Here is an 11,400-nt window from a genome sequence, read left to right as displayed (position 1 = left end):
GGACGTGGTGGTCATCCCGACCAACCGTCCGCTGTTGCGCCCGGACTTCCCGGACGTCATCTACAAGACCGAGCGCGAGAAGTTCAACGCGGTCATCAACGAGATCAAGGAGCTCAACGAGAAGGTGCAGCCGATCCTGGTCGGCACCATCTCGATCGAGAAGTCCGAGGAGCTCTCCGAGCTCTTGAAGAAGCAGAACATCCCGCACTTCGTCCTGAACGCCAAGCAGCACGACAAGGAAGCGGAGATCGTCGCCCAGGCCGGTCGCAAGGGGATGGTCACCATCGCTACCAACATGGCAGGCCGCGGTACCGACATCCTCCTGGGGGGCAACCCCGACGGCCTGGCCAGGCAGGAGTTCGGCGGCACCCCCGAGTCGAAGACCGAGGAGTTCATGGATGCCTTCGAACTGGCGGTGGCCAAGGAGATGTCCGAGCAGGAACTCTTGAAGATGGTCGAGAAATTCCGCGAGGTGAGCAAGATCGCCGGCGACTACATCAAGGAGCATGACGAGTTCGTCTTCGACGATCTGCGTGCGCTGGTCCTGGCCGAAAACCAGCGGGAGTTCGATCAGCTGGTGGCCAAGTACAAGCCGGGCTGCGCGGTGGAGCACGACGAGGTGGTCAGCCTGGGCGGCCTGCACATCCTGGGCACCGAGCGCCACGAGTCGCGCCGCATCGACAACCAGCTGCGCGGCCGTTCCGGCCGCCAGGGCGACCCGGGCTCCTCCCGCTTCTACCTCTCGCTGCAGGACGACCTTCTGCGCATCTTCGGCTCCGAACGCGTCTCCATGATCATGGACAAGCTGGGGATCGAGGAAGGGGAGGCCATCACCCATGGCCTGATCACCAAGGCGATCGAGAACGCCCAGAAGAAGGTCGAGGCACACAACTTCGAGATCCGTAAGCACCTGATCGAGTACGACGACGTCATGAACAAGCAGCGCGAGGTGATCTACACCCAGCGCAAGGAGATCCTGGCCGGCAACGAGATCAGGGAGAGCTTCCTCGGCATGGTGGAGGAGGCCGTCACCGATATCGTCACCGCCTTCACCATCGACAAGACCCCCGCCCGCGAGTGGGACTGGCAGTCCATCACCGATACCGTCTTCAAGGTGTTCGGTTACCAGCTGGACCTGCCGGCCGAGACCATCGAGCGGCTGACCGTGATCAACTTCGGCGATTACCTTCGTGAGGAAGCCGATCGCCTCTTCTCCCAGAAAACGGCCGAGTTCGGCGACGAGCTGATGGACCACCTGATCAAGGTGATCATGCTGCAGGTGATCGACGCCCAGTGGAAGGACCATCTCCTCTCCATCGACCACTTGAAGGAAGGGATCGGCCTGCGCGGCTATGGGCAGAAGGACCCCAAGCAGGAGTACAAGCGGGAAGCGTACAAGCTGTTCATGGACATGATGGCCCGCATCCGGGAAGAGGTCGTGGAGAAGATCTTCTGGGTGCAGGTGGCGCGTCAGGAAGACATGCAGTACGTCGAGGAGACGGACGAAGAGGGGCAGTCGGTGATGGTGCCCATGGCGCCGCGCATGTCCTTCAACCTGGCCGAGGAGGCCCCCGTCCTGCAGGCTCCCGCCAAAGGGGCCAGGACCACCGGCCGCAACGACCCCTGCCCCTGCGGCAGCGGCAGGAAGTACAAGAAGTGCTGCGGCAAGTAGCAAGGCCAACGGCGAGATCGAGATCAAGATCAAGATTGAGGAAAGGCCGAAAGGCAGCAAGACGAGATCAAGATTAAGATTAAGATTGAGGTAAGGCCAGCAGCAAGATTAAAATTAGATGGCAGGGTTTCTTAATCTCAATCTCGACCTTGATCCCGCTTTTAAGAGGTTTGCCATGTCACTGAAAGGTTTTCAGTTCTCCGCCGTTGAGGCGGCCATCAAGAAGCCGGGACGTCTCGACCTGGCGCTGATCTTTTCCCAGGACCCGGCCCAGGTGGCCGCGGTTTTCACTACCAACAAGGTGCAGGCCGCGCCGGTGGTGATCTCCCGCCAGCGCGCCGCCAACGGCAGCGCCCGGGCGCTCATCGTCAACAGCGGCAACGCCAACGCCTGCACGGGCGAGCAGGGGATGACCGACGCCCTCGAGTGCGGCCGCCGCGTCTCCGAACTGCTCGGCCTGCCCGACGACGAGCTCTTGATCGCCTCCACCGGCGTGATCGGCCAGGCCCTCCCCATGGACCGCTTCCGCAAGGCTATCCAGCCGCTGGTGGACGGGGTTGCCGTGGGGACCCTGGAGGACGTGGCCGACGCCATCATGACCACCGACACCTTCCCGAAGCTGGAGCGCCGCCGCGGCGAGGCCGGTGGGGTAGGGTACGCCATCGAGGGGGTCGCCAAGGGCGCCGGCATGATCCAGCCCAACATGGCAACCATGCTCTCCTTCCTGGTCACCGACGCCGCCGTCGATCCCGATTTCCTGAAGAGCGCCTTCACTGAGGCGGTGGATGGCTCCTTCAACGCCATCACGGTGGACGGGGACACCTCGACCAACGACACCGCGCTGATCATGGCCAACGGTGCTGCCGGCAACCCGGTCATCAAGGCGGGCACCCCCGAGGGCGCCTCGTTCCTGGCCCTTTTGCACGACGTCCTCTTGTCGCTGGCCAAGCAGATAGTGAAAGACGGCGAAGGCGCCACCAAGTTCGTGGAGATCAGGGTGAAAGGTGCCGAAAGCCATGCCGACGCAAAGAAAGCGGCGCTGTCGGTGGCCAACTCCCTGCTGGTGAAGACCGCCTTCTTCGGTCAGGACGCCAACTGGGGGAGGATCATCGCCGCCGTGGGTTACGCCGGCATCCCGATGGACCCCGACCGGGTGGAGATCCGTTTCGACGACGTGGTCATGGCCCGGCACGGCATCTTTGCCGGTGGCGACGCCGAGACGGCCGGAACCGAAGTCTTGAAGCAGAAGGAATTCACGGTCACCATCGATCTTCATATCGGTGCCGGCGAAGCCGCGGTCTACACCAGTGACCTCTCCTACGACTACGTGCGGATCAACGCCGACTACCGCACGTAAAGAGCACTTTCGCGGATCTTGCTCTGTCCCACCTATAGCGTCCCCTCCCCTTCAAGGGGAGGGACAGGGTGAGGATGGGGGCGCGCCCGGCGCCAAACTGCTTACCCTGAAAGTTGAATCATCTGCTGGAGGCATAATGACTTTTACCAGGCTTCTAACTTCGGCACTTGCAGCAACACTCTTCTGCCTGACCCTCCTCTCGCAGGCGCAGGCGAGCGACCTGAAGATCACGGAGATGGCGGTGACCACCAAGATCGTCAAGGGGAATCCCATCGACTCCGTTTGGCGGATCTCGTCCTCCTCGGTCAAGGCGCTCTACTGCTTCACCCGCATCACTGCCCCCAAAGGGACCGACACCACCATCAAGCATGTCTGGTTCCTGGACGGGAAAGTGGTGCATGAAGACGAGATGCCGGTGAAAGGCTCCCACTGGCGCACCTACAGCAGCAAGGATGTCGAGAAGGGGATGTCGGGCGACTGGCGTTGCGAGGCCCAGGACGAGGACGGTAAGGTTCTGAGGTCCGTTAGTTTCAAGATGAACGGGAAATAGCAGGTTGAAGGAAAGAAGGCATATCCACGTCGCCTGCGCCATCATCGAGCGGGACGGCCTGGTGCTTTCCGCGTTGCGAAGCGCCTCCATGCATCTGCCGTTGAAGTGGGAATTTCCCGGCGGGAAGATCGAGCCGGGCGAAGGCCAGGAAGAGTGTTTGCAGCGCGAGCTGGTCGAGGAGATGGGGGTGCAGATTTCGGTGGGGCGCCCCCTTACCCCGGCCACCCACCACTACGAAGCGTTCACCGTCACCCTTTATCCGTACATCTGCAGCATCGTTTCCGGCGAGATAGTCCTGCACGAGCATTCCGAGATCACGTGGCTCCCTGCCCAGCAGATGCACGAACTCGACTGGGCCGACGCCGACCTCCCCATCATAGCCGAGTACCAGCGCCTCACCCGTCCAGAATAGCCCCGCGCCGCCACCGCCTCCGGCGTGTCCATCTCATCCACCCCGTCCAGGCCGTCCACTTCGTCCACCCCCAACACCAGTACCCGCACCTCACATTTCAAACTCCTGCGTGTCCTCGATCAGCTCGTAGAGCTCATCCAGCTCCTCCTGTCCCAACTGGAGGAGGGAGGTTTCCGGCAGACCCAACATGTCGATGGAGGTGTCGCGGACCGTGCCGATCCCCTTGTATTTGCAGGCGGCGTTCAGAAAGCGCACCGTGGTCAGCACGGTGTCCGAGGTGTCGAAGGTGACGTCATGATGGTTGGCGACCACGTTGCTGTACATCTTGGGCATGTTCCAGTGCTGCATGAGCCGGCAGCCCTGCTCGACATGCAGCTCCGCGAAGATCTCCAGCAGCAACTCCTCTTCCAGGGCCGCCTGCGCCACCCCTGCCTTGTTCAGCCGCTCCAGGGCCTTCAAGAGGTACAGCTTCCCCACGTCGTGTAGGAGCCCCGCCATGTACGCCTGTTCCGCGTACTGCGGATAACCGGCGTTCCGGGCCGCCCACCGGCTGCCGATTGCGCAGGCGTGGCTATGAAGCCAGAGAGACTGCATGAAGCCGTGAATCACGATGTTTTCAGACGCGTGCAGGCTGGCCTGTGACGCCGCCATCGCCAGGTTGGCTACCTGCTGCGCGCCCAGGCGGATCACGGCGTCCTTGATGGTCTCCGTGCGGACCCGGCCGATGTAGATGGTGGAGTTGGCCATCTTCAGGATCTGACCCGCCAGCGACTGGTCCTCGTTGGCGAGGTCGATCACCTCATCCATCTTGAAGTTGGGAGTCTCCAGCAGGTGCTGCAGTTTGATCGCTATGGGATGGAAAACCGGGAGTTCTATCGGTTGAATAGTCAGCAGCCGCCTGATGGTAAGCGAGAGGGCCATGCAGATCTCCTAAGGGAAAATATTATTCCTTATCGGCCGGCATCTCTCTATCTTTAATCCAAAAGAGGTGGTGCAAATGGTTGGAATAGTGAAGGGGGCCCGCGACGCAGAAAGGGGACTGGCTCCGAAGGTGCCAGTCCCCCTTGCATCTGTCCGAATGTTCCCTCTCCCGAAGGGGGAGGGCTAGGGAGGGGGAGCACTGCCTGCTTTTCGGGAGGGCCGAATAAAAAAAGGGGACTGAATAAAAAAAGGGGACTGGCACCTGTCGGAGCCAGTCCCCCATTGCTCGTGTCGGCCCCAGCGGCGTAAACTACAGCGCGCCGCCACAGAAGCTGCAGACGTTCAGCCAGCGCTGGATCTGCGCTTCCTGCTCAGGCCATTCGCTCCCCAGCCTCAGCTTCAGGAAGGTGGCGAACAGCGAGTCGAACAGCTGGCTCCCTTTCTCGAGGAGCACCATCCGCTCGAAGAAGACCGCTTCGCGCTCCATTGCCTCGTCGGTGGTGTTGTCCTTCTCGATCTTCACGGAAGGGGATTTGAAGGAGGCGAAATGGAACAGCTCCCCCTTCAGGGTCATCTTCCAGTGCTCATCCTCGCTGGTCTCCAGGTGCAGGGTCGCCTCGGTGATCTGCTTCCTGTTCAAAAGCGCGCTCCTCACCTCGTTGAAGTGGTCCTGGGGACCTGCCACGGTGATCTTCTGGGCGCCGTTTTCCCCGGACCCGAGCAGCACGACGCGGTCGTCCAGGTAGCCCACGAAACGCTCGTTGTCCAGCAGGATGCCCGGCTGGTTGACGGCGTACTCGGAGGCCTCGTTCATGGTCTGGAACATGAGCCAGAGCATGAAGTCGGTCCCCAGCCACTGGTTCTCCTTGATCAGGTCCAGGTAGTTTTCGCTGGTCGCCTTGTTGGCCTGGATGAGAAGTACCTTGTTACCCTCGTCCAGCACGCTCTCGGCGCGCGCGAAGGGGTGGAAGGCCGATACCCGGAGACCCTCGAAGGTCTTCTTGAACTGTTCCTCGAAAAGTTCAATCACCTTGGGCGAAAGCGAGCTGAAGGTCAGCAGGCCGCTGTTGGTGTCCCAGACCGCGTCGTAGGTTGCCGGAGTCGGCAGGGTCTGGGAAAGGAGCATGGCGCGCACCGCTTCCTTGAGGTCCTCTTTTTTGTCCTTGGGAACCTTGTTGTAGCCCGGATTTTCGACCAGCCACTTGTCGTACTCCCTTTCCAGGGCCGCCTTCAGAATGGCAGAGGGTACCGAGCGCTTGTCCCTGCGCAGGGTGAACATGAGGTAGTGGTCGCGCCAGCAGGCGACGGGAGTGTCGAATTCAGAAACCTTGGGGTCGTCCAGATGCACCCAGCCCACCGACAATTCCTCGTTTCCCTGGTCGATCGGGTTGAACCTATTTGCTGCGAGTTGCTTCAACGTCCAGCCGTAGAGGTCCTCCTTGGGAAGCTCCCCCTGGACCTTGAAATGGCAGACGCTAACTGTGTTGGCAAGGATGCCCATCGTGTTCTCCTTCAGATTGTGCTGGTACTGATGTGGTTTTAACGGGACAGCATGGATACACCTTTTGCCCTCTCTGGGCAAGTTAAAATCATTTCTGCCCCTTCAATTTATCCCGCCGGGCCCGGTAGTCCCTCTCGCTGATCACCCCCTGACTCCTCAGCTTGCGCAGTTCCAGAAGTTTCGTGTTGGCGGCGGGCTTGGCTGCAGCTTGGTCCTCCAGTCCCGAGACCAGGTAGAGCCGGCTTCCATAGAGGAGCACCAGCCCGGAGCCGTTCGACAGGAACTCGGCCCTGCTCTCCTTGGGGAAGGTCGCCAAGGTCTGGCCGTCACGGTAGAGGTGTCCATCCAGGAAGAGGTATTTCCCTGAGGGAGACATGGAGGGATAGCTTCCCTGGGATGGCCAGGCGTAGATTTCACGCCCGTCCGGAATGGTGACCCGGCGGGTTACCGATCGGGAGTCTCCCACCAGCAGGGTGTCGCCGTCTGGGCCGTAGATGGGGCCGCCGGAGCCGACGGAGGTCCTGGTTACCTCATGTTCACTGCCGCTGTCGATACGGCGGGTGATCACCGCCTGATACGGTGAAAACTTTGGTAAGTCTTTCATCATGGAGTAGGCGATCTCGTCGCCGTAGGGGGAAAGGGACAGGTTGAGCGTATTGAGCAGCAGTTCATCCGACAGCTTGGAAAGGTCGGAATGGATGGTGACCGCACTGAGCGTGGTGACGAGCGGAGTGCCGGAGTTGTCCCAATCATAGAGAACGGAGGTGAGCTGCGTGCCGTCACTGGATCGCCTGATGTTTAGGGCGGCTGCCTCCACCTGCTGGTTGTCGCGCCAGAGTGCCGCCGTCACCCTTCCGGGCAAGGTCGCCTCCGCCAGGACCTTGCCATCCAGTGTCAAAAGCCGCAAGCTGCTTCCTGTCGCGGTCGGCAGCGCCGCCAGCAGCAGGGTGCCGTTGTGGGAAAAGGAAAGGATGTTGGGCCGCTGGCCGACGATCTTGCCGGTTTTCACGACGTGGCCGTCCGGGGAGATGATCTCGATCTCCTCCTCGTGGACGGCGGCGATCTTGCCGTCTCGGCTGACAGCGAAGGGGGAAGCTGAATCGGTCTTGCCGACCTCCTTCATCTGCAGTTCCGGGGGCAACTGGGAAAGCATCTTGCCGAGCCCGACGCAGCCGGAGAGGGAAAAGAGCAGCAAAGAGAGCAGAACAACGGACAGACGGATCATGGCAGGCCTCCTGTGGCGAGGCGCCAGTCTACCCGATTCCATCCCGCAAGACAACCAGAAGACCTCCCGACTCCCACCGTCAGAAGAACCGTCCGGTCTCTTCAACTTTAAACATCTCGAATCACTGCCTTTTTACCGCTCCGCTGTGCTAGAATGTGAGGATCGCACGATAGGCCGGTGCCATTCGACAAAGGAGGAGCCAGTGTTCGTCGTCCTCATGCAAATCCGCCTCCGTCTGCTGAGCCGCACGCTCAAGGACAAGCGGGGCATCGTCAAGAGCATCCTCGGGAGGGCGCGCAACAGGTTCAACGTCGCCTGCCGCGAATCCGACCTCCACGACTACCCCGGCGATGCCGAGCTTGCCTTTGTCACCGTCGCCGACAGCCACACGCGTGGCAGAGCGCTCATGCAGGAACTCGAACTGTGGCTGGTCGAGGAGCGCCCGGACGTGGAAGTAACCGACCTGCAGGTTGAAGAATTGTGAGGCTTGAAAAGCCAAAATGTGTTAATTTTCAAAAATTGCCAATCTGCTTGATGGAGTTAATGCATGGCTGATGAGGACCTGAGTAAGCTTTCGATCGACAAGCAGCGCATTGCCGGACCCAAACGGCGCACGAGCCGCCTCTGGGTCTGGATCATCGTGGTGGCGCTCCTGGTGGGCGTATCCGCCTGGCGCTTCGCCGTCAACCGCAGCGTCGACGTGGAGGTCGCCACCGTCTCCATGCTCTATCCCTCCCAGACGCTCTCTCTTCTGAATGCCAGCGGGTATGTGGTTGCGCAGAGAAAAGCCGCCGTTTCCTCCAAGGCGACCGGCACCCTGGCCTGGCTGGGAGTGGAGGAGGGGAGCGTCGTCAAGCAGGGGCAACTGCTGGCACGGCTGGAGAATAACGACGTGACGGCAACCCGCGACCAGGCGGAAGCGAACCTGAAGGCCGCGCGCGATACGCTGGTACAGGCCCAGGTGGAGGAGAAGGATGCCGCCCGCAACCTGCGCCGTTACAAGGAACTGATCGGCCAGGGGATCATCTCCCAAAGCGACTACGATACCGCCGAGGCCCGCTACCACAAGGACGTGGCGGCAACAGCGGGGGCGCAGGCCTCCATGAAGGCCGCCGAGTATGCGGTGAAGGGGGCCGAGGCGGGGCTGGGATACACCCTGATCCGGGCACCCTTCGACGCCGTGGTGCTGACCAAGAATGCCGACGTCGGTAACGTCATCTCCCCGGTGGCGGCCCAGGCCGACGCCAAGGCGGCGGTGGTCACCCTGGCCGACATGAACTCGCTGGAGGTCGAGGCCGACGTCTCCGAAGCCAACATCGGCAAGGTCCACGTGGGCGAGCCCTGCGAGATCCTGCTCGATGCCTTGCCGGACAGCCGTTTCCGCGGCGAGGTGCACACCATCGTCCCCACCGCCGACCGCAGCAAAGGAAGCGTGATGGTGAAGGTCCGTTTCGTGGACCGGGACAAACGCGTCCTGCCGGAGATGAGCGCCAAGGTGGCCTTCCTGGAGCAGCCGGTACAGCAGGGGGGTGGCAAGCCGCGGGTAGCGGTGCCCCCGGCCGCCGTGGCTACCCGTAACGGCAAGAGCGTGGTCTTCGTGATAGACGGGAACAAGGTGGTCGAGCGGCAGGTCACGCTGGGCGGGAAGCTGGGTGACATGGTGGAAGTTATCTCCGGGTTGAAGGCCGGCGAGCGCATCGCGGTGAAGCCCCTCGATAACCTGCACGACCAGTCCCGCGTCAGCGTGCCCGAGAAGTAGAAAAAGGAGTCCTTCGACAGGCTCAGGACGAACGGGATGCGGGTGTCTACGTCACCGACACCGTTCGTGCTGAGCTTGTCGAAGCACGACCGAGATCAATAACTCATCACCTGTAGGCTGTGAGTACACAATTTTATGGCAGCTTCTGATACCCCCATCGTCCAGATCCGCGACCTCTCCAAGAGCTACCGGCGCGGCAGCCAGGTCATCCCCGTCTTGACCGGCATCAACTTCGATATCTCTCGCGGCGAGTTCGTGGCACTCATGGGCCCCTCCGGCTCCGGCAAGAGCACCCTTTTGAACCTGATAGCTGGTATCGACTCCGCCGACCACGGCTCCATCCGGGTTGGCGAGGTGGAGATCACCTCCCTTTCCGAAAGCGAGCTCGCCCACTGGCGGGCCGGGAACGTCGGCTTCATCTTCCAGTTCTACAACCTTATCCCGGTGCTGACCGCGTTCGAGAACGTGGAACTGCCGCTTTTATTGACCCCACTCAAAAGAGCGGAGCGGCGCGAACACGTGGAGGCAGCCTTGAACGTGGTGGGGCTTTCCGACCGGATGGATCACTACCCGGCACAGCTTTCCGGCGGCCAGCAGCAGCGGGTCGCCATTGCCCGCGCCATCGTCACCGATCCCGACATCCTGGTTGCCGACGAGCCGACCGGCGACCTGGACCGGGTCTCCGCCGAAGAGATCCTGCAGCTCATGGACCGGCTGGTGCACACCTTCCAGAAGACCATCATCATGGTGACCCACGACCCCCGGGCGGCCGAGAAGGCCCACCTGATCCGGCACCTGGAAAAGGGCGAGTTGAGCACGAACTGACATGATCCCCTACTCCTACAGCTTCCGCAATCTCTGGACCCGCCGGCTCACCACCCTGCTCACCGCCAGCGGCATGGGGCTCGTGGTCTTCGTCTTCGCTGCCACCCTCATGCTTGCAGAAGGGCTGCAGAAGACCCTGGTAGCTACCGGCTCCCCCGAGAACGTCATCGTGATCAGGAAGTCGGCCAACTCCGAGGTGCAAAGCGGCGTGGAGCGCAGCCAGGCCTCCCTTTTATCCAGCGAGCCGGAGGTTGCCATCGGCCCGGACGGCAACCCGCTTTTGTCCAAGGAGCTGGTAGTGCTGATCAACCTGAAGAAGCGCGGCTCCAACAAGCCCGCCAACGTAGTGATCAGGGGGATCGATGCCGCCTCCCTGCAGCTTCGCCCGGCCGTCCACCTGGCCGAGGGGCGCATGCCGCATCCCGGCTCGGCGGAGGTGATCGCCGGCAAGAGCATCGCGCGCCGTTTCAACGGCTGTGGCTTGGGGGAGACCATCCGCTTCGGGATGCGTGACTGGCGCGTGGTGGGGGTGTTCGATGCCGGTGCCACCGGATTCTCTTCCGAGATCTGGGGGGACGTCGACCAGATGATGCAGGCCTTCCGGCGTCAGGTGTACTCGTCGGTGACCTTCCGGTTGCGCGACACCAGAGCCTTCGAGGCCTATCGGTCGCGGGTGGAGAGCGATCCGAGGCTCACCGTGGAGGCCAAGCGGGAGAACAAGTATTACCTGGAACAGTCGGAGTCGATGGCGAAGTTCCTGCGCATCTTGGGGATGGTGCTGACCGTGGTCTTCTCCATAGGGGCGGTGATCGGTGCGACCATCACCATGTACGCCGCGGTAGCCAACCGGGTGACCGAGATCGGCACCTTGCGCGCGCTCGGTTTCCAGCGTGGCAGCATCCTGGCCGCCTTCATCATGGAGGCCTTGTTGCTGGGGCTTTGCGGCGGGATACTCGGCGTGGTGGCCGCCTCCTTCATGCAGCTCATCACCATCTCCACCATGAACTGGCAGTCCTTCGCCGAGCTCGCCTTCTCCTTCACGCTGACCTTCGGGATTTTGTGGAAGTCACTGGTGTTCTCCCTGGTGATGGGCTTCATCGGCGGCGTCCTCCCGGCCTTTCGGGCGGCCAGGATGAACATCGTAGAAGCGCTGAGGGCGACGTAGAGCCGTCCACACT

11 protein-coding genes are annotated in these 11,400 nt (G+C 61.8%); 8 read left to right on the top strand and 3 right to left on the bottom strand.

Annotated features, from left to right (window positions below):
- The 4 genes from VJ604_RS07490 to VJ604_RS07475 form a co-directional block, all read left to right on the top strand.
- Window positions 1-1,672: preprotein translocase subunit SecA (locus VJ604_RS07490; protein ID WP_324081215.1), on the top strand; the 1,672-nt coding region annotated here is incomplete at its 5' end.
- Window positions 1,673-1,847: 175 nt separating this feature from the next.
- A complete protein-coding gene (gene argJ / locus VJ604_RS07485; RefSeq protein ID WP_324081214.1) occupies window positions 1,848-3,029 on the top strand; it encodes a bifunctional glutamate N-acetyltransferase/amino-acid acetyltransferase ArgJ in 1,182 nt (393 codons plus the stop codon).
- 136 nt (window positions 3,030-3,165) lie between these two features.
- Window positions 3,166-3,579: a DUF2914 domain-containing protein gene (locus tag VJ604_RS07480; RefSeq protein WP_324081212.1), complete on the top strand. Its 414-nt coding sequence runs from the start codon at window positions 3,166-3,168 to the stop codon at window positions 3,577-3,579.
- A 4-nt stretch (window positions 3,580-3,583) separates the two neighbouring features.
- Entirely contained in the window at window positions 3,584-3,991 is a 408-nt protein-coding gene (locus VJ604_RS07475; RefSeq protein WP_324081210.1) for a (deoxy)nucleoside triphosphate pyrophosphohydrolase, read from the top strand.
- Window positions 3,992-4,081: 90 nt separating this feature from the next.
- On the opposite strand, the gene VJ604_RS07470 is transcribed toward VJ604_RS07475, so the two are convergent.
- The 3 genes from VJ604_RS07470 to VJ604_RS07460 all read right to left on the bottom strand — a co-directional run bounded on the left by VJ604_RS07470 (window position 4,082) and on the right by VJ604_RS07460 (window position 7,638).
- Window positions 4,082-4,912: an HDOD domain-containing protein gene (locus tag VJ604_RS07470; RefSeq protein ID WP_324081208.1), complete on the bottom strand. Its 831-nt coding sequence runs from the start codon at window positions 4,910-4,912 to the stop codon at window positions 4,082-4,084.
- A 310-nt stretch (window positions 4,913-5,222) separates the two neighbouring features.
- The gene (rdgC, locus tag VJ604_RS07465; RefSeq protein WP_324081206.1) at window positions 5,223-6,413 is read right to left on the bottom strand and encodes a recombination-associated protein RdgC; all 1,191 of its coding nucleotides are present in this window, start codon (window positions 6,411-6,413) and stop codon (window positions 5,223-5,225) included.
- 88 nt (window positions 6,414-6,501) lie between these two features.
- On the bottom strand, window positions 6,502-7,638 hold the full coding sequence (locus VJ604_RS07460) for a TolB-like translocation protein (protein ID WP_324081204.1): 1,137 nt from the start codon (window positions 7,636-7,638) through the stop codon (window positions 6,502-6,504).
- A 202-nt stretch (window positions 7,639-7,840) separates the two neighbouring features.
- Between VJ604_RS07460 and VJ604_RS07455 the strand changes: the two genes are divergently transcribed.
- The 4 genes from VJ604_RS07455 (at window position 7,841) to VJ604_RS07440 (ending at window position 11,387) form a co-directional block, all read left to right on the top strand.
- Window positions 7,841-8,122 carry a DUF503 domain-containing protein gene (locus VJ604_RS07455; RefSeq protein WP_324081202.1) on the top strand — a complete coding sequence of 94 codons (282 nt, stop codon included), beginning with the start codon at window positions 7,841-7,843 and terminating at the stop codon, window positions 8,120-8,122.
- Between the two features lie 63 nt (window positions 8,123-8,185).
- On the top strand, window positions 8,186-9,397 hold the full coding sequence (locus VJ604_RS07450) for an efflux RND transporter periplasmic adaptor subunit (protein ID WP_324081200.1): 1,212 nt from the start codon (window positions 8,186-8,188) through the stop codon (window positions 9,395-9,397).
- A gap of 135 nt (window positions 9,398-9,532) precedes the next feature.
- Window positions 9,533-10,222 (top strand): ABC transporter ATP-binding protein, encoded by a 690-nt coding sequence (locus tag VJ604_RS07445; RefSeq protein ID WP_324081198.1) that lies wholly within the window; start codon window positions 9,533-9,535, stop codon window positions 10,220-10,222.
- Between the two features lies 1 nt (window position 10,223).
- Complete coding sequence (locus tag VJ604_RS07440) at window positions 10,224-11,387, top strand: ABC transporter permease (RefSeq protein ID WP_324081196.1); 1,164 nt, start codon at window positions 10,224-10,226, stop codon at window positions 11,385-11,387.
- The last annotated feature ends 13 nt before the right edge of the window (window positions 11,388-11,400 follow it).

It is taken from the genome of Geomonas sp. (genome assembly GCF_035254065.1).
GTDB lineage: Bacteria > Desulfobacterota > Desulfuromonadia > Geobacterales > Geobacteraceae > Geomonas.
This window is presented reverse-complemented; position numbering and strand designations above follow the sequence as displayed.